The following is a 20474-nucleotide window of genomic DNA, read 5'->3' as shown; positions in this document are numbered from 1 at the left end:
ATGTAAGTGATTGTTTTTAAATGGAAAGAATTGACGCGTGTTTAAAATATCGCGTTGACGCTCGTTCGGCTCTCGTGTAGAAGCACCCCAACTCGGCGGCCGTTCGGCCGCCTTGTCGTTTTCAACCGTCGGATCGACAGCGCAACCACAGGCGAGACCATGTCCACCTTTACGCTCAAGACCGCCGATATCGAGAAGAAGTGGGTCATCATCGACGCCAAGGGCCTGGTCGTCGGTCGTCTGGCTTCGGTGATTGCAACGCGCCTGCGCGGCAAGCACAAGCCGACCTACACGCCCCATCTCGATTGCGGCGACAACGTGATTGTCATCAATGCGGACCAGGTGGTGTTCACCGGCCGCAAGTACAATCAGAAGGTCTATTACCACCACACCGGGCATCCCGGCGGTATCAAGGAGCGCAGCGCCAGGTTCATCCTGGAAGGCAAGTTCCCCGAGCGTATCGTCGAAAAGGCCGTCGAGCGTATGATCCCGCGTGGTCCGCTCGGCCGCAAGCAGATGCTCAACCTGCGCGTCTACAAGGGTACCGAGCATCCGCACGAGGCTCAGCAGCCCGAAGTGCTCGACGTCGGCGCCATGAACGCCAAGAATGTGAGGGGCTGATCCGATGGCCGATACGCTCAATTCGCTGCAGGCTCTCGGTGAGGCTGCTGCCGCTGCCGAAGCGCCCAAGCATGTCCAGAAGCTGGACGCCCATGGCCGCGCCTATGCCACCGGCAAGCGCAAGAACGCCATTGCCCGCGTCTGGATCAAGCCCGGCGCCGGCAAGGTCACGGTCAACGGCCGTGAGCTGGACGTCTACTTCGCCCGCCCGGTGCTGCGCCTGCTGATCCAGCAGCCGCTGACCGTCGCCAACCGCACCGGCCAGTACGACATCAACATCACCGTCGCCGGTGGTGGTCTGTCCGGCCAGGCCGGCGCCGTGCGCCACGGCGTCTCCAAGGCCCTGACCTATTACGAGCCCGAACTGCGTTCGGCTCTGAAGAAGGAAGGCTTCCTCACCCGCGACAGCCGCGTGGTCGAGCGCAAGAAGTACGGCCGCGCCAAGGCTCGCCGCTCCTTCCAGTTCTCGAAGCGCTAAGCTTCCGGACAGCACTTTCGAAAACCCCGCTTCGGCGGGGTTTTTTGTTGCCTGTTCAAGGCTTGGGCGGAGCCGTCGATCCCCGCACCATCAGTTCGGTCGAAAATTGCCGCCGGCCCGTTTCCTCGGGCGTGTCGAGAATCATCTCGACGGCGAGCTGGCCCATCGCTGCGATCGGCTGGGCGATGGTGGTGAGCGGCGGTTCAGAGAAGGCGCTTTCCGGCACGCCGTCGAAACCGATGACCGAAACGTCTTCCGGCACTGACAGGCCTCGCTGCTGCAGCCATTCGAGGGCGGCGAAGGCGATGCGGTCCGACATGGCCAAGAGAGCGGTCGGCGGGGACGGGGCCGTGAACAGCCATGCCATCGCCTTCTCGACATCCGCCTCCTCGTTCTGCGTTTCGAAGATCGGCACGGCGGCGGTATCGATGCCATGCTCGGCAAGGGCGGCGAAATAGCCGAGCACGCGGTCACGCGAACTCGAATAGATCGCGGCATCGACTTCCCGCATGGTGGCAGGGCCGGTGCGGTCGTCGGCGAAGGGCATGGAGAGAATGGCGAAGCGCCGGTGGCCGAGACTCGCCAAATGGTCGGCCGCGGCCTTGGCGCCGGCGAAATTGTCGACGCCAATGGCCGCGATGCCCTCATCGCGCGTGCCCAGATGCAGCGCGACGAAAGGCAGCTGGCGCTCGCGCGTCAGCTCGACCAGCCGCGGCCCTTCGTCGATGCAGAACAGGATGAAGCCGTCTACCAGGGCGCTCTGCACGTTCCAGGCCAGCTTCTGCTCGTTCATGGCCGAGACGAGCGCGATGCCGGCGCCGCGTTCGTCGCAGGCCTTGGAGATCGCCGCCATCATCAGGCGGGCGAAGGGATCCTCGAAGAAATAGGACAGGGGTTCGGCCGTGACGATGCCGAGCGCATTGACCTTGCCGGCGCGCAGCAGGCGTCCCTTGGGGTCAGGCCCGCGATAGCCGAGCGAGGCTGCGATCGCCTCGACGCGCTCGCGGACTTCCGGCCGCACCAGGCGTGGGCGGTTGAAGACGTTGGAGGCGGTGCCTTGCGACACGCCCGCAGCCTTGGCCACATCCGCCAGCCTTATGACCTTGTCCAAGGGTTTCTCCCATTGCGTTGCGCGATGTTCCGCGGACCGGAGTGGCGGCCGACCACCGTGCTGTCTCGTTTCTCCCTCCGTAGGGAGGGCGAAGTGATGGATCCGACTGTAGCATGTCGTTGGATCGATTCAATTTTGCTTGACCTTCGATGGATTTTTCGGTAAAGATTGAATCGATTCAATCATTCGCAAAAGTCCCATCTGCCCGCAAGTTGCGGGTTGTTTTTGCACAAAGTATTGAATCGATTCAATAACACAAGTGCGGAGCACCCGTGATGATTCCCTCGAGCTATTTCTTCAAGACAGCCTATCGGCGCCGCTGGGAGCAGCCGGCTTCGCCGGAAACCATGCCGCCGATCGAGCCTAGCCGGGCCTGGTACAGCACCTTGGCGACCGCGATCAGCCATTGGCGCGCACCCAAACCGTCCGGTCGGGGTGGACGCCGGGTGCGGTGAGGGCGCCAGGCGCCTCGCTCGAATAATACCGGCAGAGCGGCGGACACCGCGTCGACCCCCGAAATCGAAATCTCCCAGCTGGGGCCGTGAAGCCGGATCGCGCGCGGGGATCATTCCGTCCTGAGGGAATGGCAATCCAAGACGAGGCCTCAAACAGCTTCTGTGGCAAGCTCGGTCCTTCTCGATTCGGAACCGAGCCATGTCCTTCAGCGTCCGAGATATCTGGTTCAAGGGCTATCGCTCACTGCGCTCGATCCATTTCGAGGTCGGTGACCTCAGCGTGTTCGTCGGCGCCAACGGCACGGGCAAGACCAATCTCTATCGCGGCCTCCAGTTGATACAGGCGGCGGCACAAGGCAGTTTCGCCTATGAATTGGCTCGCGAAGGCGGATTGGCGGCAGCTTTGTGGGCCGGCTTGCGCCCAAAGAACGAGCCAGCCCGCATTCACCTCGATGTCGGCCTGATCAGCGACAGCGCCCGGTATCGCTACCGCATCGAGGCCGGGCTGGTGCAGCAATCCGGCGGGGCCATTCTGGGCAACGGTTTTCTCGGTGAGCCTCAGGTCAAGGTCGAGACCCTCAAATTCAGCCATGGCGGGCGCGAACGGACGGTGCTGGAGCGCAAGGGCCCGGCCGTCAGCATCGCCGGCCCGGATGGCAAGCGGCGTCCGTTCGGAGTGCCGTTGCTGGCGTCGGAAACGGCGCTGGCGACACTGCATGACGCCGATCGCCTGGCCGACCTCGCCGCCGTGCGCCGTGCTCTCCTGGAGTGGCGTTTCTATCATGGCCTGCGCACAGATCGCGACTCAGCGCTGCGCCGGCCCTGCTATGCCCTGGCCACGCCGACGCTGGCCTCAGACGGCCACGATCTGGCGGCCGTGTTCGCCACGCTCGTCCATATCCGTGCCGACAGTGAAACGCTGTTCGAATCTGTCGATGAAGCCTTTCCCGGTGCCCGGCTGGTGGTTCCGATGCCCGATCGTATGGCTTCCTTCGGCATGACCTTTCCCGACAATCCCAAGCGCGTCTACGAGGCGAGCGAGCTTTCCGACGGCACCTTGCGCTATCTCGCGCTGGCCGGGGCATTGCTGTCGGCCCGGCTGCCGCCCTTCATTGCCCTGAACGAACCGGAAGCCAGTCTCCATCCCGATCTCCTGGTACCGCTGGCGGGCATGATCGTGCGTGCTTCGCGGCGGGCCCAGATCTGGCTGGTAACGCATTCGCAGGTCCTGGCGGACGCCATCCAAGACCTTTCCGGCGTAGCGCCGCACCGCGTGATCAAACGCGACGGCGAAACCTGGCTCGAAGGGCTGCGGCTGTCGGGCGATTTCGCCGGGGATGACTAGAGCACATCTGCAATTATGACAGCCGGCTGGAGGGTCGATCTCCAGATCGACCTCTTCCGTGCGTCCGGCGTTTCCAAGAGGTTGCTTAACGGGCCGTATATTGCTCGTCGCTGACCTGTTCGAGCCAATCGACCGCCTTGCCGTCCAGTTGTTCCTGGATGGCGATATGGGTCATGGCCGTGGTGGGGGTGGCGCCGTGCCAATGCTTCTCGCCGGGCGCAAACCAGACCACGTCGCCCGGCCGGATCTCCTCGATCGGGCCGCCCTCGCGCTGGGCCAGGCCGCAGCCGGCGGTCACGATCAGGGTCTGACCGAGCGGATGGGTATGCCAGGCGGTGCGGGCGCCAGGTTCGAAGGTGACGCTGGCCCCCACGGCGCGGGCCGGCTGGGGTGCGCTGAACAGCGGGTCGATGCGGACGGCGCCCGTGAACCAGTCCGCGGCTCCGCGTCCGGAAGGCTGCGAGCCACCCCGTTTGATTTCCATGACGATCCTCGCGCTCGATGGGAGAAGGCCGGATCTTAGCGGTGAAGACCGCATGACGATAGCCCGTTCAGGCCCGCTTTCCGCCATGGAAGGCGAGAAGCGGGCCGAGCCGGGAAGGGTGGCGCGATCAGCCAGCGAGCACATCGATCCCGGCCGATGCCGCGCAAGCAATCTATTGGGTGACCGCTTCCGAGGCGTATTTGAAGGTGGGTGCCGCCTCCAGCTGTTCCTTGGTCATCGCCAGCATGCCGCGGGCAGGATAATCCCGCACCTGGTTGACGGGCTGGGTCTCGGGAGTCCCGGGGGCTGCCGATGGGGTTCCGGCAGGCGCGGGAGCGCCCGCGCTGGGCTGAGGCGCCGCCGGTGCGGTGTCGCTCCAGGTTATGGCGCTGTAGGGCAGGGCTACATTCTTCTCCCCTATGCCCAGGAAGCCGCCGACGCCGATGACCACGCCGATGACCATGCCTTTCTTGTCGACCAGCACGTCGTTGACATTGCCGATATTCTCATCCTTGGCATTGTATATCTTCACGCCGACGAGCTGGCTGCCCCTGTATTGGCCGGGCTCGGCCTTGGTGAGGAAGGAAACGGCGCCTGTCGGCGCGGGGGTGGTCTGCTGCGCCAAAGTCGCGGTGGGTAACCCCAGCAGGGTGACGAGAGCGATGGTGTAAGTGGCTTTTCTCAGGATCATGGAAACCTCCTTTGACGAGCCGTTCCACTTCATCAAACCAAATTGGCGGCGCGATGTTCCGATGGGGCCGCGACCATGCCGCGGGCATATTCCCTTTGTCACGCATTGCCCTTAAAGCCGGGGGCGATATTCGTTAAGCAGAGCAACGCGAGAGCAAAGTGCGATGTCTTCGAATCGCACTTCTCTCTACCTCTTTGTCTCGACGCGTTTTCCTAATCGAAAGTCGATCAACTTTCTGGAAAACGCCTTGGAGGAGATTCCCATGGCTGGCCCCACCGACGATCCCAAGCGCCCGCGCCCGACCGACAACGCCGTCTTCCGCAAGGAGGTGCTCGGGGGCGCCACCGAGCCGACCTATGGCGGCATCCTGTCCTTCATGCGCCGGCGGTTCCAGCGCGACCTGGCCGGCATCGATGTCGCCGTCTGGGGCATTCCTTTCGATGCCGCCGTCTCCAACCGGCCTGGCGCCCGCTTCGGACCTCAGGGAGTCAGGCGCGCCTCGGCGATCTTCGACGGTGACCCGCAATATCCTTTCCAGGCCGATCCGTTCGAGAACCTTGCCGTGGTCGACTATGGCGATTGTTCCTTCGATTATGCGCGCCATGGCGAGATCCCGGCCTGTATCGAGGCGCAGGCGCTGGATATCATCGAGACCGGCACCATGCTGTGCTCGATCGGCGGCGACCACTACGTCACCTGGCCGCTCCTCAAGGCGCATGCCGCCAAGCATGGTCCGATGGCGCTGGTGCATTTCGATGCCCATCAAGACACCTGGTACGATGACGAGGGCCGCATCGACCATGGCTCCTTCGTGGCGCGAGCCGTGCGCGAGGGCATCATCCGGCCCGACCGTTCCATCCAGATCGGCATCCGCACCCATGCACCGGATGATTGCGGCATCGAGATCCTCTATGGGGAAGACTTGGAGACGCTCAGCGTCGCCCAGGTGGTCGAGCGCATCCGTCAACGGGTCGGCGACGCCAAGGCCTATATCACCTTCGATATCGACTGCCTTGATCCGGCCTATGCGCCCGGCACCGGCACCCCGGTCGCCGGCGGTCCCTCCTCGCGCCAGGCCCTGATGATCCTGCGCAGGCTCGGCTTCCTCGACATCGTCGGCTGCGATCTGGTGGAGGTTGCGCCCGCTTATGACCATGCCGATATCACTTCGATTGCGGGTGCAACCGTGGTTCAGCATTATCTGGGCTTGATTGCCGAGCGGAAGCAGGGCAAAGCCGGGAGATGAGCAACGAACGCAAGAACTCCCTGACCTACGCCGATGCCGGTGTCGATATCGATGCCGGCAATGCCATGGTCGATGCCATCAAGCCCCTGGTCCGCGCCACCCGCCGCGTCGGCGCCGATGCCGAGATCGGTGGTTTCGGCGGCCTGTTCGATCTGAAGGCCTGCGGCTTCAAGGATCCCGTCCTGGTCGCGGCCAATGACGGTGTCGGCACCAAGCTGAAAGTGGCGATCGAGACCGGCATCCACGACACGGTCGGAATCGATCTGGTGGCGATGTCGGTGAACGACCTGGTGGTGCAGGGCGCCGAGCCGCTGTTCTTCCTCGACTATTTCGCCACCGGCAAGCTTGCGCCGGGGCAGGGCGTCGCCATCGTCAAGGGCATCGCCGAAGGCTGCAAGGATGCCGGCTGCGCGCTGATCGGCGGCGAGACCGCCGAGATGCCCGGCATGTATGCCGATGGCGACTATGATCTCGCCGGATTCGCGGTGGGCGCCGTGGAGCGCGATGCCATCCTGCCGCGTGGCGGGGTGGCCGAAGGGGACGTCATCCTGGGCCTGGCCTCGTCGGGGCCGCATTCCAATGGCTATTCGCTCATCCGCAAGATCGTCGAGCTCTCGGGGCTCGGCTGGGACGCGCCGGCCCCCTTCGCCGAGGGCAAGACCCTGGGCGAAGCGCTGCTGACGCCAACGCGGATCTATGTCAGGCCGCTGCTGGCGGCACTGAAGGCGACGGGCTCTGCCGTCAAGGCGCTCGCCCACATTACCGGCGGCGGCTTCCCGGACAATATTCCGCGCGTGCTGCCTGACGGTATCGCCGCCTCCATCGACCTCTCTTCCTTCACGCCGCCGCCGGTCTTCGGCTGGCTGTCGCGCATCGGCGGTGTCGAAGCCCTTGAGATGCTGCGCACCTTCAACTGCGGCATCGGCATGATCGTGGTCACGGCTGCCGCCGATGCGGCCGCGGTGGAGGCGGCTCTCGCCGAAGCCGGCCTGCCACCGGTGCGCCTGGGCACGGTGATAAGGCAGGAAGGTGCCGAGCGGGTCGTCTATAGCGGCACGCTGACGCTATGAAGGGACGCAAGCGCGCCGCCATCCTGATCTCGGGGCGTGGTTCCAACATGGCCGCGCTTATCGAAGCTGCGAGGAATCCGGCATATCCGGTTGAGATCGTTGCGGTTATCTCCAATCGGCCGGGTGCGCCCGGCTTGGCCCGGGCGCGTGAGGCCGGCATCGCAGCCGAGGCGATCGACCACAAGGCTTTCGCGAGCCGCTCAGATTTCGAGGCGGCGCTGGAAGCGCGGCTGGAAGCCCATGTCGTCGATCTCGTAGTGCTGGCAGGCTTCATGCGGTTGATGACGGCGCCTTTCGTCCAGAGCTGGGCCGGGCGGATGATCAACATCCATCCGGCTCTGCTGCCGGCCTTTCCCGGGCTTGCCACCCACGAGCGCGCGCTGGAGGCCGGGGTGCGCCTGCATGGCTGCACCGTTCACTATGTCACGCCCGGCATGGATGAGGGGCCGATCATCGCGCAGGCGGCGGTGCCCGTGCTGCCGGGCGATACGGCTTTGGATCTCGCGGCCCGCGTGCTGCATGCCGAGCACAAACTCTACCCGATCGCCCTTGCCCGGGTGGCGCGCGGGGAGGCGCCGGTCATGGGCGAGCGCGTCGAGATCGCTCCCGGCGATCTCCTGTTCTGCGAGTGACATCGGCGGCCACGTCGTCGCCCTATGAAAGCTCGCTAGCACTCAGCTTTTCAGATGGAATTTTCGAGGAATCAAATGTCGATCATGAACGGTGTCGCGCTTCGCATGAAGAAGGGAACGGCTTTGTCATCAGCCGCTGCGTGCTGCGCCGTTGTGCTGGCTCTTGCGGGCGCTGCGCCGGCCCTGGCCGAACCCGCGACTGCTGAAGGTGCCCGCAAGCTGACCGAGACGTTCCAGTCCTATATCGGCCCCGTGCCGTTCGAGAAGGGTTTCATCACCATCGCGCCCAAGGACGATGGCTATGACGTGACCCTGTCCTTCGATGGCAGCAAGCTCGACGAGGCCAAGGGCAAGGGCGTCGCGGAAGTGTTGCGCATGAACCCTTACGTGGTGCGCCTGACGCCGCAAAGCGACGGCAATTGGGTGGTGAAGAGCGGTCCGGCACCCATCGCCATGGCCTGGAGTCGCGTCTGGAAGGAAAGCCCGGAGACGGGCAGCTTCAATTTCGCCGCCTGTGCCAGTCAGGGCATGTTCGTACCCAAGCTGATGAGCTTTGCCACGCTGACGGTCGGCTGCGACGGCGGTGCGGCGACGGTTCGCAATCATGATGCCGACATCGATCTGTCGACGGGCAAGTTCGGTTTCATGACCAGCAGCGAGCCCGATGCGAATGATGGTGTCGACGTCAAGTTCGAGAGTCAGCTGCAGGGGCTGAAGGGCAAGGTCCAGGACAAGAAGGACACGCAATTCCCTGTGTCGTTCGATCTGGCCGGCGGCCAGCAGACCTTCTCGGCCACGGGCATGCGCTTTGCAGCGATCTATGACCTCGCCGCCTTCCTGCGCGAGCATCCGTCCAAGGGCCAGATCGTGCTGGCGCAGGACGACCTCAAGACCAAGCTGCGCGCCGCTTTGCCGCTTTGGCAGGAGGTTTCGAGCACATCGCAGATCGAAGACCTCGTGGTTACCCTGCCTTTCGGCCAGGTCAAGCTGGGCAAAGCCAGGCAGGCCTATGGCCTTACCGGCCTGGTGAAGCAGGGCTACTATTCCGATGCGCTGAACTATTCCGGCCTGGTGATCCCGGAGGTCGTGGTGCCCGAATGGGCCCGTTCGCTGGTTCCGGCCGAGGCGAACTATGCCACCAAGCTGTCGCTGAACGGTCTCGACGGCATGGCGGACGTGCTGATCCGGGGCGTCGATGCCACGCAGGACCCGCCTTTCAGCAAGACGATGGCCGTGGCGCTGATGACCCGGCTGCTCGACGGCGATCTCAACTACAAGATCGATTTCAACGTCGCCGCTCCCGCCTACACCCTGAAGGGCAACGGCAGCGCGGCCGTCAATCCGGAGCCGACGGCCAGCCTTGCGGTGGCCGCTACCGGTTTCGACGCGGTGGTGGAAGGCCTCAGCAAGGCCAATGTCGAGGACGCGCGCAAGGCGGTGTTCTTCCTCTCCTTCGTGAAGGGGCTCGCCAAGGAAGAGGGGAACGGGCAACTGGTCTGGAACGTCTCCTACGACATCGTCACCCACAGCGTGAAGGTCAACGACCAGGTCTTCCGCCTGCCGCAGCCCGATTGAGTCAAGACGTGCCGGCGGTGCGCCTGCGGCCGATGACGGTCGTGAGCCCGCCGACCAGCAGGAAGGCCGTACCGAGCAAGGCGGCGAGGCCTGCAAAGAACCAGCGCCCGAGCAGACCGTCCAGCGTGGCGTCGGTCGGGATGGCCGGATTATAGGCGACGGTCACACTGTCGCCTTCGTGCAGCAGGGAACTGCGCACGAGGTTGGTGAAGCGGATCACGCTGCCCTGCGGTGTCGAGAAGCTGACGACCGGATAGGGATTGACCGAGACGATGGTGCCGGCGGCGGACGCCGTGCGCGGGCTGCGCCATTCGTTCATGCCGAGCACCGGGGTGGCCAGCAGTCCGACAAAGCCCAGGATGAGGAAGCTGCGCCCCACAATGCGCAGGGCTGCTGGGCCTTCACGTTTCACGCTCACCATCGCTTCATACCACTCGCCATTCCGATGCCCCGGGGTTTACGGCACTTGCCGCCCCAAGGGAACAGCTAGGTCGCGAGATCGGCGGGCTGGGTCCGGCAGGAATGAAGCAGCCGTCATTGCGAGCGCAGCAAAGCAATCCAGACTTGGCTCACACGGAGGACTGGATTGCTTCGTTGCGCTCGCAATGACGAAAATCCAGCTCGGCTATCAAAACGGCTTTCCTCCTAGAACAGGATCCGCCTCAGAGGGCCGGGTAAGGAGGACATATGTCGCAGCAACCTGTCCAGCGACAAGCCGCCGGATCCCACAATCGACAGAACGAACATGCCTCCGGCGATGGCGAGGTCCTTCTCGAAATGCAGCAATTCGTTCTGGCTGGCGAAGTCCATGTGGAAAAGCGTCGCCGTCGCCAGGCAGAACAGGCCGAGCAGGAGGGCGCCGATGCGGGCGAGAAGGCCGAGGGCGAGGGCCAGGCCTGCCCCCAGTTGCAGCGCGATGACGCCGACGACCAGGGGCGCGCCGATGCCGATCACCGCCATGGACTCCACGGTGCGCGTGAAATGCAGCGCCAGGATCGTGCCTTCGTGAAGGAAGATCAGGGCGAGCAGCAGCCTGCCGGCGAGCAGCATGGCATCGGCGAGCCCGGCCTTGATCTTGCTGATTGGCGTCATTGCAGCCACCTCCGGGAGAGAGGGCCGGCAAGTGCCTTGGCGCCTGCCGGCTCACACGTCACTTCGTCACCTTGGTATCGATGGCTTTCTGCAGGTCTTCGAGCTCCTCGCAGCCCTGGGGACAGAGCTTGCCGAGTTCCGACAACTGAACCTTGGCCTTGTCGACGTCGCCGGTCTCGACATAGAGCTCGCCGAGATATTCCCGGGCGGCCTTGTGCCCGGGCTGCAGTTCCAGCGCCTTGGTGTAGTAGGTCAGCGCCGTCTGGTAGTCGCCGGTCTTGCGCAGCGTGAAGCCGAGCAGATTGTAGACGTCGGCCTGCTGGGTGTCTTCGGCCAGGCCCCGCAGTTCCTCCAGCGCGCCGGTGTAGTTCTTGGCCTCGATCTTGGCCTTGACGGAGGTCAGGTCGGGGGCATCGGTGGACTCGATATTGTCGACGGCATAGGCCGGTATCGAGAGCAGCGTGGTGGTGACCGCGGCCAGGGCCAGCGTGGCCAGCGCGGTTGCGACTGCATATTTCAGCATGGTTTCTCTCCTGATGGCGATGTTGGCGGGTTTCAGATCTGGACGGCCGGCGTGAAGCCATAGGCATTGCCGTCCTTCACGAAGGTTCCGCTGCCGGGGAACGGGAAATGCGAACCGCAGATCCTGATATTGTCGGCGATCACCCGGTCGATGAGTTTGCGCCGGGTGGCGATGGCCATGGGGCCATCCTGGTCATAGGCGCCTTGCCAATCGGGATGCGGGGCGAGCAAAGCGGGCACGTACATGATGTCGGCCGAGACCATGAACTGCTCGTTGCCGGAACCGAGGAGATAGACCGAGTGGCCCGGCGTGTGGCCGGGGGCGGACAGGATCCGGATGCCCGGTCCGACCTCCGTCCCGTCCTCCACCAGCTTCCAGTTCTTCCATTTCGGAAAATTCTCGACGATGCGCTTGCCGGCGGGCCGCCGCCCTTCGGCGAGCTTCTCGACCCGCGAGGGATCCGTCCACCACTTATATTCCGCGGCGCTGACGACCAGTTCCGCATTGGGGAAGACCGGTGCGTTGGTGCCCTTTTCCATCAGGCCCCAGACATGATCGGGATGGAAATGCGAGATCATGATGGTGTCGATGGCCTTGTAGTCGATGCCGGCTGCCGCCATGTTGGCCGGCAGATGCGTGGCATTGGCCTGCCATTGCCCGACGCCGGAGCCGGCATCCATCATGATCAACTTGCCGTCGATCTTCAGCACGACCACCGTGAGGGGGATCGGCATGAACTCCGTGGTCAGGCCGGCCTTTGACAAGGCTGCCTTGGTATCCTCCACCGAGGCATTCTTGATGAAGGTCGGGTCGTGGGGCTTGCGCCAGATGCCATCGTAGATGGCAGTCACCTCGATGGATCCGACCTTGTATTTGTAGAAGCCCACGCTGGGCTCGACCGGTGTCTCGGCGAAGGCGGGGGCGATGAATTCAAGTCTTCCCGCCAGGCCGAACGCCGCGGCTGCCGCCGCAGAACCCAGCACCGTACGGCGCGTCATCTTCAGCATTCTGGTCACTCCTGTTCAACGGCTCATGCCGGACGGCTGCACAGGCAGTCAGTGCCTCCGCTGAGTGACCAGACCCGCAGGCGTGCGGAATTATTCCCGTGCGGCGCGAAGTTTTTTCGGGAGCCCGGGCCCGTTCTAGATGGAGAGGAGTGGCCCCTTCCCGCTGAGGGTCGATGCCTCCGGCATGAGATCCTGCAGGGATTGGCGGATGGTCGGGGCGCAGGCGAGGACCCGGTGGTCCTCCAGCAAGCCGGGACCGTGCGGAAAGCTGCTGGTCCAGCCGCCGGCCTCCTCGACCAGGAGCAGGCCGGCGAGGACGTCCCAGCTCTTGAGGGAGAGCTCGCAGAAGCCGTCGATACGGCCGCAGGCGACCGCCGCCAGGCCCACGGCCGCGGAGCCGTTCTGGACGAAGGCGTAACCCTGGCCAAGCAGGTCGCCGATCAGCGCGAGATAATCTGCCGCAGGATGCCGGAGCGAATATCCCGCATCGATAACCGCGTCCGCAGGGCCGTCGGTCGCCCGCACGCGGATGGGCTGGCCGTTGCAGAAAGCGCCCCGGCCGCGCCGGGCGGTGAAGATCTCGTCGCTGATGGGATCGTAGACGATGCCGCTCTCCGTCCGGCCGCCGACGCAAAAGGCGATCGACACGGCGAAGTGGGCTATGCCACGGGCGAAGTTCAGGGTGCCGTCGATCGGATCGATGACCCAGAGATGCCGGGCGGGCGACCCCCCGGTCTCCTCGGTCAGGATGCCGTCGGCCGGAAAAGCTCCGGCAAGTCGATCGATTAGGAAACGATCGATTTCCAAATCAGCCTGCGTCACCGGATCGTGCCGACCTTTTTCGATCGTGGACGGGGCTTCGCGGGAGCGGAAGTAGCGACGGGCGATCGCGCCGGCGTCGCGGGCGCAGTCCTGGGCGAAGCGGTGCCGCCGGTCGATGTCGTCACCGGTCACGACTTGCGCTCGCGCCTTGCCAGCAGGGAGCGCCTGACGTCTTCCTCCGCCTCATCGAGCAGGGAGGTGATGGCCTTGGCCGTGGCAGCCGGATCTCGCCTGGCAATGTTGTCGACGACCGCCTGATGCAGGGCCAGGGAGTGGCTCTGGCCTTCGGGATTGTCGTCCGTCAGACGGAAGCTGATCATCAGGGCCGTCTCGATCAGTGCAGCGAGCGAGCCGATCAGCTCGTTGCCCGATATGCGCAGGATGGCCTGGTGAAATGCCAGATCCGGCACGGCGAAACGTTCGCTGTCATCGCCGGCCTGCTCCATCTGCGAGATCAGCCGCTGCAGCTGCGAAATCTGCTCGCCGCTGGCCCGCTCGGCGGCGAGGGCGGCCGCCATCGGCTCGATGGCGCGGCGCAGTTCGAACAGGGAACGCGCCTCTTCAGCCGTGGTTCTCGATCCGTAGCGCCAGACCAGCACGTCGGGATCGAGGAAGTTCCAGTCCTGGCGGGGGCGCACGCGCGTGCCCACCTTGGGCCGCATTTCCACCATGCCTTTGTTGGCGAGTACCTTGACGACTTCCCGCAGCACCGTGCGGCTCACGCCATGGGCGGCGCTCCAGGCATCGGCATTCGGCAATTGGTCGCCCGGGGCGAGTTCGCCCCGCACGATGCTCTGGCCGATGTCGTTGAGGAGACGCGAATAGAGGCTTGTGCCGGTGGCGTTCCCTCCTGACGCGTTCATGAGTGAAACCTTGGAGGGAAGAGCTTTATTCTTCATCGTGTCCCGTATTCACATCGCGCGCCTGATGCCGAGCAGCGTCAGGTTCGCAGTCGCGGCTCTTTTTCAACGGCGGCTGGTATAGGGAGCCTGAGGCCGGGGGCGGGCGTATCGATAGCTTGCCCTGGTTCGGCCGCTTCGTCCAACCTCGAACGCCCCCGGCGATCCCTGAGATCACAGCTTCATATCGAAATTGACCTTGAAGGCATGGCCCTGGGTGTGACTGGCAAGCTGGCCGGAATAGGTGGCTCCCAGGGTCGCGTTCGCCGTGAGGGCGATATCGACGCCGGCTTCCACCGCCAGCGCATCCTTGGCAAGCGGCGCGCCCGATATCGTGAAGGACGAGCCGTTGTTGAAGGCCAGATTTGCATTCTGGGTCACGTCGTCAAAGGCGTGCTGCCAGCCGAGCGTGCCGCGCAGGTTCAGCCTGGTCCCGGCAAGGTCGAAGCCGGTGGAGGCATGGAGCCCCAATGTGGTGTAAACCGTGTCCGCCGAGCTCTCGGGGCTGGTCAGCGCGGCCGTGGTGCCGCCCTTCTCGGCAAAGCCATCCATGTCCAGATGGACATAAGCAAGATTGGCGAAGGGCTCCAAAGCGCTCCGGCCGACATCGAAGCGATAGCTGAGCTCCCCGAAGGCCTGTGCCGTCGCGGCGTCGTAGTGCCCCGAAAGCGTCTCACGGAAAGCGGGGAACACGACATTGCGCTTGGTATCGACATTGTGCCAGCCATAGATGGCGCCGGTGCGAAAGCCGAGCTGCCCCCATTGCGTGCCGCCATAGAGTCCGAGTTGATAATTGTTGCCGGACCCGTCGGAACTCCGGGCGGCGACGTCGAAGCTGGTATGGCTGTAGCCGGCGAGAACACCGACGCGCCAGGTTCCGACCGGCGCATCGATACCGCCGATGAAGCCGCCGCCGGTACGGTCGAAGGCGGCGGCATCGCCCGAACCCTCGGCCCTGCCGGTGGCTGCGAAGGGACTTCCCCAGACGACGATGCCATCCGCGCTGCCGGTGGCGGCCCCGCTCGTTACCCCGGCAATACTGCCGAAGGCGGAGCGCAGGCGCCGGTTGGCAGCCTCGCGCGGGGAGCGGCTGTCCTCCAACAAAGCTCCCTTGATGTCGGCATGGATCTCGCCCGAAAGCGCATTCCCATAGGGGCGCACATAGCGGTAGAAGCCGATCCCGGTCTCGCCCGGATGGTTCGGGTCTTCCTCCCGGTTCAGGATGTGCATCGACCAGCCGTCGGGCGTGTTCTTGAAGACCAGGCCCTCGACCTCCTGCTCGCCGTCGATCTTGAGATTGCCGATGAGCTCGACCTTGCCCGTCAGCAGATTGGCACGGTAGATCAGCTTCTGGTCATTGTCCGTCGAGAAATACATCCAGCCATTGAAGATCTTGCCGCCCTGCGCCTGATCGATGGTCTGCGACAGGGGAATGTATTTCTGGAACGACCAGTCCGAAAGGTTGTAGACGGCAATCTCCGTCGCATTTTCATAGGCCATGCCGTAGCCGACGCCGTTCTTGGCGTCGACGGCCACCCAGCTGGCGATGTCATGCGTGCCGTGCGGTGGATTGAGGGAGAAGGCTTGGCCCAGATAGGTCATTGTTTTCGCATCGTAGATGGCGAAGACCGGCCTTTCATATTTCTGGTTGGTGGTGGGGGAGCGGTTGCTCGTATCCAGCGAGATGTAGAGCTTGCCGTCCGCATAATCGATGTCGCCGATATGGTTGAGCCCGATATCGGAATATTGGGAGGGATTCTTCAGGGCATCCGGAATGGCTGGGGTGACCAGCAATTGCGGGTCGAAGGCGCCATTGGTCATTTCCAGCGCATTGGTGCCGGAGAAATACCAATTGGTGCCGTCGGTGGTGACGCCTTGCCCGCGGGAGGCGTCTACGCCCGAGAACATCGTCTTTTCCACCATGATCCAGGGCTCGACCGCAAGGGCTGGCAGGCTGCTGATTGCAAACAGCGATAGGCCCGCAAGGCAAGGCCATGTTGCCCCGCGGAGCCGATATGTGGATCGGGCCCAGGCAGGGGAAAGGAACGCAGCGGCGTTTTCAGGCGGTTTGCTCGGCCTATCAGGCGTTGTGGCGGACATGGTCTCGATCTCTCGGGTACGGTTTTCGTGGTGGCGCGACAGGCGCGCGGCAGCGTCCGCCGACGCGCGGGCCGGCGATGACGTTCGGCAGTGCGGTTGAGGCGACGTGACCCGGCCGATGGCGGTAACCGCCCGGCCCTGGACATTGGCAAGGACTTGGAAGAGGCGCGCCGGTACGGGCGAAGCCTTATCAGCGCGCGGTAGGTACAATCAGAGCATCGGCTTGATGAAGCGTACCGTCATCCGCAGGGCGGAGAATGGGGTCTCGGCGAAATGGCGAGCTGAGCGAGAATTCCTATTGCTGGTCATTATGCGCGTCGCGGGCAGGTACGGTCCGGGGGTGGGGTCGGCCCGGTGCCTGCTCGACAAGGTGCTTCATAGAGGCCGCTCGTGACATTAGTATGAATAATATGAAGAATAGAGATGGCCGTCGTCGGGGCCGGCCAAGGCGGCGTGGCCGGCCGGGCGGCGCCGGAATTCCGCCAGGTGGTCTGGGAAAGAGAGCGAAATTATTCCGCCGCTGCCCGATTGAGCGAGGCGATCAGGTCGGTGAATCGTTCGCCCTGAACGGCGACGTGATCATACAGGCGCGTGGAGGCAAGGGCGCTGTCGCCGGCCAGCAGGGCATCGACGATGGCTTCGTGCTCGGCCAGCGAGGTGCGCATGCGGTTGCGCACGCGCAGCTGCAGCCGGCGGAAGGGGGCGAGGCGCTTGTGCAGGGCGGTGGCCTGTTCGGCGATGAAGTCGTTGCCGCTGGCCACATAGATGGCGCGATGGAAGCGCTCGTTCTCGTAATAATAGACGTCTATGTCCCCGCTGTCGGCAGCCTTGCGGCAGGCTTCGAGCGTACTCTTCAGGGCGGCCTCGTCGCTCGGCAGCAGGCGGCGGGCGGCGAGGCGTCCGCAGATCGCCTCGAACTCGGCCATCAGGCTGAACATGTCGATCAGGCGCTTGGGATCGGGCGCGCTGACGATCGCGCCGCGATGCGGACGAATCTCGACGAGGCCTGCGGCCGCCAATTGCTGGAGAGCCTCGCGGATCGGTGTGCGCGAGACCCCGAACCGGGCCGCCAGCGAGACCTCGTCGAGCCTGTCGCCGGGTTTGAACACGCCGGTGGCGATTTCCTCCTCGATCTGGTTGCGCAGGCGGGTCGCGGGTTTTTCGCTCATGGCCGATATCCTCCGCAATCTCGTACGACTCCGCAGGCGACGGAGTCAATCTCGCTAAAATTGTATACAATTTTATTGTAAATGTTTTAAAACTGCAATAATGTTGAATGCAACCGCAGGCGGAACCAGCCAGCCTCGGATGGATTGAAGAGGAAAACGCCATGTCGCTCACCCGGAGGCAGGTCCTGACTGCCGCACTCGCAACGCCATTGGTCATCCGGTCCGCCGGGGCTGCCCGCGCCGCCACTACGCTGAAGATGTCCCATCAATTTCCCGGCGGCACGGCGGAACAGGGCGATTTCCGCGACCGCCTCTGCCGTATCTTCGCCGCCGAGGTGGAGAAGCGCACCGGCGGCGCCCTGAAATTCGACGTCTATGCCAATGCCTCGCTGATGAAGACCAATGCGCAGTTCTCGGCCATGCGTCGTGGCGCCTTGGACATGTCGCTGTTCCCGGTCGCCTATGCCGGCGGCGAGCTGCACGCCACCAATCTGGGCCTGATGCCCTGCCTGGTGACGAGCTATGAGCAGGGCGCCGCCTGGAAGAATGCCGAGATCGGCAAGGCGCTCTCCGGCATCCTGGAGGCCAAGGGCATCAAGATCATCGCCTGGGTCTGGCAGGGCGGCGGCGTGGCCTCGCGCGGCAAGCCGGTATTGACGCCCGACAGCTCCAAGGGGCTGAAGATCCGCGGCGGCAGCCGGGAAATGGACCTGATGTTCACCGCCGCCGGGGCGCAGGTCTCCACCATGCCCTCGAACGAAATCTATATCGGCATGCAGACCAGTGCGCTCGATGCGGCCGTGACTTCCTCGACAAGCCTGATCTCCTTCCGCCTGGAAGAACTCGCCAAATCGCTGACATCGGCGCGCAAGGGCTCCTTCTGGTTCATGCTCGAACCGCTGCTGATGTCCAAGACCATCTTCGATGCCCTGCCTGCCGATCAGCAGAAGACGCTCCTCGACGTCGGCGCCGAGATGGAAGGCTGGGCCACCAAGCAGGCGCGGCATGACGACGAGGAGGTCGCCAAGGTCTATGCCGCCAAGGGTGTCGAAGTCGCCGATTTCAGCGCCGCCGATCTCGCCGAATGGCGCAAGATCGCCGAGGCCAGTTCCTGGAAGGATTATGCGGCCCGCTCGAGCGAGGCCGCGGAATTGCTGAAGCTCGCGCAGAAGGTGGCGTGAGATGGGCGGCTCGATCCAGCACGACGCCATTCTCGCCGCCGACGAAGCCGGCCCGGCCCAGCGGGCAGGGGTCGTGCAGCGTGCCTTCGCGGCGGTCAACGCCGTCGCCTTCCGGCTTTCGGCCGTGGCTCTGCTGGCGGCGGCTGTTGTCCTCACCTTCGGCGTGATCACCGGCCATATCACCCGCCAGTCGGTGCTCTGGCAGGACGAGGTCACCATCTACCTGATCGCCGGCGCCATCTTCCTGTCGGCAGCCTCGGTGCAGGCCGCGCGCGGCCATGTCGGCATCGATATCCTCGACCATTGGCTGCCGGCTGCCGCCGGCACCAGGCGGCTCGCGGTCGATGCGCTGGTGCTGTTCTTCTGCATCCTGTTCGCCTGGAAATCGGGCTCGCTCCTGCATGAAGCCTGGGTGGACGAGCAGACCTCGCATTCGGCCTGGGGACCGCCTCTGTGGATTCCCTATTCCCTGCTAACGGCCGGCATGGTGCTGCTGGCTGCGCAGGTTGCGCTGCAGGTGGCGGAACGCTCGCTGCCGGTCTTCGTCATCGTGCTGCTCGCCGTCGCCGCCTTCGCCGTGTGGTCGCGGCCGCCCTTGCCGCTGCTGACCGGCCTGCCGCAATGGGGCATCGGCGTCGCCTACTGCACCGCCACGCTGATCGTGCTGTTTTCGGGCATGCCGATCGCCTTCGCGCTCGGTGTGGTGGCGCTGACCTTCATGATCCTGTTCATGCCGGCCGCCTCGATCGATACGCTGGCGCAGAACTTCTACGAGGAGCTGGCCAATGTCATCATCCTTGCCATCCCGCTCTTCATTCTGAAGGGCGCGGCGATAGGCCGGTCCAACGCCGGCAAGGACCTCTATTCGGCCTTGCATGCCTGGCTCTATCGCATTCCGGGCGGCCTCGGTGTCGCCAACACGGTGGCCTGCGGCCTGTTCGCCGCGATGGCGGGCTCCTCGCCCGCCACCTGCTCGGCCATCGGTGCCGCCGGCATTCCGGAGATGCGCGCTCGCGGTTATTCGGGCGGCTTTGCCGCCGGCATCATCGCGGCCGGAGGCACGCTCGGCATCCTCTTGCCGCCCTCGGTGACCATGCTGCTCTATGCGGTGGCGGCGGAGGTCTCGCTCGGCAAGCTGTTCCTGGCCGGAATCGGCCCGGGCCTCCTCTTGATGACGATGTTCGCCGTCTACGCCATGCTGCATTACCGCAAGGAGAAGCGGCAGGCCCTGGTGCAGGCCGAGCGCATCGGCATTCGCTCCGCCATCCTGCATGAGGAGAGCTACACCCTCGCCCAGAAGCTGCGCATGATCGGCTGGGTGGTACCCTTCGTCTCGATCCTCGCCGGCGTGATGGTGGTGCTCTATGCCGGCTGGGCGACGCCTTCCGAGACAGCCGGCGTCGGCGCCGTTCTCGCTCTGGTGGTGATCTCGGCCATGTACGGCATCTGGCGCCCCTCCAAGGTTATGCCGATCCTCTCTGGCACGCTCAGAGAATCGACCATGCTGTTGATGATCATCGGCATGTCGCTGCTCTATTCCTATGTGATGAGCTATCTCCAGATCAGCCAGTCGGCGGCGGCCTGGATCATCAGCCTGAACCTGTCGAAATGGCTGCTGCTCACCGCCATCCTGCTCTTCGTGGTCGTCCTCGGCTTCTTCCTCCCGCCGGTCTCGATCATCCTGATGACGGCGCCGATCATCCTGCCGCCCTTGAAAGCGGCCGGCTTCGACCTGATCTGGTTCGGTGTGGTGATGACCATCGTCATGGAGATGGGGCTGATCCATCCGCCGGTCGGGCTCAACATCTTCGTGATCAAGAATATCGCGCCGGACATCCCGCTGGGGGATATCATGCGCGGAACGCTGCCCTTCGTCGGATTGATGGCGTTGGCGGTGGTGCTGGCCTGCCTGATACCCGGCCTCGCCACCTGGCTGCCCGATCTGATCATGGGGTGATCCCAATGACTCGGCT

General features: G+C 64.3%; 21 protein-coding genes and 1 pseudogene. 11 read left to right on the top strand and 11 right to left on the bottom strand.

Features of this window, described 5'->3' with window-relative positions:
* Positions 1–159 precede the first annotated feature (159 nt).
* Both rplM and rpsI read left to right on the top strand, forming a co-directional pair.
* Positions 160–621: a 50S ribosomal protein L13 gene (rplM, locus tag C5L14_RS27150; protein WP_105865184.1), complete on the top strand. Its 462-nt coding sequence runs from the start codon at positions 160–162 to the stop codon at positions 619–621.
* 4 nt (positions 622–625) lie between these two features.
* The gene (rpsI, locus tag C5L14_RS27145) at positions 626–1099 is read left to right on the top strand and encodes a 30S ribosomal protein S9 (protein ID WP_105865183.1); all 474 of its coding nucleotides are present in this window, start codon (positions 626–628) and stop codon (positions 1097–1099) included.
* A 55-nt stretch (positions 1100–1154) separates the two neighbouring features.
* Here rpsI and C5L14_RS27140 read toward each other — a convergent pair whose 3' ends face one another.
* Positions 1155–2210 carry a LacI family DNA-binding transcriptional regulator gene (locus C5L14_RS27140; protein ID WP_105865182.1) on the bottom strand — a complete coding sequence of 352 codons (1056 nt, stop codon included), beginning with the start codon at positions 2208–2210 and terminating at the stop codon, positions 1155–1157.
* 272 nt (positions 2211–2482) lie between these two features.
* Here C5L14_RS27140 and C5L14_RS27135 point away from each other — a divergent pair, with 272 nt between their 5' ends.
* Both C5L14_RS27135 and C5L14_RS27130 read left to right on the top strand, forming a co-directional pair.
* Positions 2483–2665 (top strand): hypothetical protein, encoded by a 183-nt coding sequence (locus C5L14_RS27135; protein WP_146127033.1) that lies wholly within the window; start codon positions 2483–2485, stop codon positions 2663–2665.
* Between the two features lie 199 nt (positions 2666–2864).
* A complete protein-coding gene (locus C5L14_RS27130; RefSeq protein ID WP_105865180.1) occupies positions 2865–4010 on the top strand; it encodes an AAA family ATPase in 1146 nt (381 codons plus the stop codon).
* An 85-nt stretch (positions 4011–4095) separates the two neighbouring features.
* Here the strand turns inward: C5L14_RS27130 and C5L14_RS27125 are convergent, their stop codons facing one another.
* Entirely contained in the window at positions 4096–4494 is a 399-nt protein-coding gene (locus tag C5L14_RS27125) for a (R)-mandelonitrile lyase (protein WP_105865179.1), read from the bottom strand.
* A gap of 172 nt (positions 4495–4666) precedes the next feature.
* Positions 4667–5185, bottom strand: a complete 519-nt coding sequence (locus C5L14_RS27120) for a PRC-barrel domain-containing protein (RefSeq protein ID WP_181161355.1) — start codon at positions 5183–5185, stop codon at positions 4667–4669.
* Positions 5186–5447: 262 nt separating this feature from the next.
* On the opposite strand from C5L14_RS27120, the gene speB reads away from it, so the two are divergent.
* The 4 genes from speB (at position 5448) to C5L14_RS27100 (ending at position 9708) form a co-directional block, all read left to right on the top strand.
* Entirely contained in the window at positions 5448–6431 is a 984-nt protein-coding gene (gene speB / locus C5L14_RS27115; RefSeq protein WP_105865215.1) for an agmatinase, read from the top strand.
* Positions 6428–7501: a phosphoribosylformylglycinamidine cyclo-ligase gene (gene purM, locus C5L14_RS27110; protein WP_105865177.1), complete on the top strand. Its 1074-nt coding sequence runs from the start codon at positions 6428–6430 to the stop codon at positions 7499–7501. Before speB ends, purM begins: the two co-directional genes overlap by 4 nt.
* Entirely contained in the window at positions 7498–8133 is a 636-nt protein-coding gene (gene purN, locus C5L14_RS27105) for a phosphoribosylglycinamide formyltransferase (RefSeq protein WP_105865176.1), read from the top strand. The genes purM and purN overlap by 4 nt, the downstream gene beginning before the upstream one ends.
* Positions 8134–8208: 75 nt before the next feature.
* The gene (locus C5L14_RS27100) at positions 8209–9708 is read left to right on the top strand and encodes a hypothetical protein (protein ID WP_105865175.1); all 1500 of its coding nucleotides are present in this window, start codon (positions 8209–8211) and stop codon (positions 9706–9708) included.
* A 1-nt stretch (position 9709) separates the two neighbouring features.
* Here C5L14_RS27100 and C5L14_RS27095 read toward each other — a convergent pair whose 3' ends face one another.
* From C5L14_RS27095 to C5L14_RS27055, 8 genes are all read right to left on the bottom strand, one after another.
* Positions 9710–10120, bottom strand: coding sequence for a DUF3592 domain-containing protein (locus tag C5L14_RS27095; RefSeq protein WP_181161354.1), 411 nt, complete (start codon positions 10118–10120; stop codon positions 9710–9712).
* A gap of 233 nt (positions 10121–10353) precedes the next feature.
* Positions 10354–10800 carry a DoxX family protein gene (locus tag C5L14_RS27090; RefSeq protein ID WP_105865173.1) on the bottom strand — a complete coding sequence of 149 codons (447 nt, stop codon included), beginning with the start codon at positions 10798–10800 and terminating at the stop codon, positions 10354–10356.
* 58 nt (positions 10801–10858) lie between these two features.
* Positions 10859–11323, bottom strand: a complete 465-nt coding sequence (locus C5L14_RS27085) for a tetratricopeptide repeat protein (RefSeq protein ID WP_105865172.1) — start codon at positions 11321–11323, stop codon at positions 10859–10861.
* Between the two features lie 32 nt (positions 11324–11355).
* On the bottom strand, positions 11356–12330 hold the full coding sequence (locus tag C5L14_RS27080; RefSeq protein WP_105865171.1) for an MBL fold metallo-hydrolase: 975 nt from the start codon (positions 12328–12330) through the stop codon (positions 11356–11358).
* Positions 12331–12465: 135 nt separating this feature from the next.
* Positions 12466–13284: an inositol monophosphatase family protein gene (locus C5L14_RS27075; RefSeq protein ID WP_105865170.1), complete on the bottom strand. Its 819-nt coding sequence runs from the start codon at positions 13282–13284 to the stop codon at positions 12466–12468.
* The gene (locus C5L14_RS27070; RefSeq protein ID WP_105865169.1) at positions 13281–14015 is read right to left on the bottom strand and encodes a FadR/GntR family transcriptional regulator; all 735 of its coding nucleotides are present in this window, start codon (positions 14013–14015) and stop codon (positions 13281–13283) included. The genes C5L14_RS27075 and C5L14_RS27070 overlap by 4 nt, the downstream gene beginning before the upstream one ends.
* Before the next feature lie 210 nt (positions 14016–14225).
* The gene (locus C5L14_RS27065) at positions 14226–15959 is read right to left on the bottom strand and encodes an autotransporter outer membrane beta-barrel domain-containing protein (protein WP_181161352.1); all 1734 of its coding nucleotides are present in this window, start codon (positions 15957–15959) and stop codon (positions 14226–14228) included.
* A gap of 701 nt (positions 15960–16660) precedes the next feature.
* The gene (locus tag C5L14_RS27055; RefSeq protein WP_105865166.1) at positions 16661–17320 is read right to left on the bottom strand and encodes a GntR family transcriptional regulator; all 660 of its coding nucleotides are present in this window, start codon (positions 17318–17320) and stop codon (positions 16661–16663) included.
* A 161-nt stretch (positions 17321–17481) separates the two neighbouring features.
* On the opposite strand from C5L14_RS27055, the gene dctP reads away from it, so the two are divergent.
* The 3 genes and pseudogenes from dctP (at position 17482) to C5L14_RS27045 (ending at position 20458) form a co-directional block, all read left to right on the top strand.
* Positions 17482–18501, top strand: coding sequence for a TRAP transporter substrate-binding protein DctP (gene dctP, locus C5L14_RS27050; protein WP_105865165.1), 1020 nt, complete (start codon positions 17482–17484; stop codon positions 18499–18501).
* Between the two features lies 1 nt (position 18502).
* Positions 18503–19018: pseudogene (locus tag C5L14_RS30765) on the top strand (TRAP transporter small permease); the annotation flags it as partial.
* 96 nt (positions 19019–19114) lie between these two features.
* Entirely contained in the window at positions 19115–20458 is a 1344-nt protein-coding gene (locus C5L14_RS27045) for a TRAP transporter large permease (protein ID WP_245443606.1), read from the top strand.
* Positions 20459–20474: the final 16 nt, after the last annotated feature.

Source organism: Labrys okinawensis, assembly GCF_002982075.1.
Classification (GTDB): Bacteria; Pseudomonadota; Alphaproteobacteria; order Rhizobiales; family Labraceae; genus Labrys; species Labrys okinawensis_A.
This window is presented reverse-complemented; position numbering and strand designations above follow the sequence as displayed.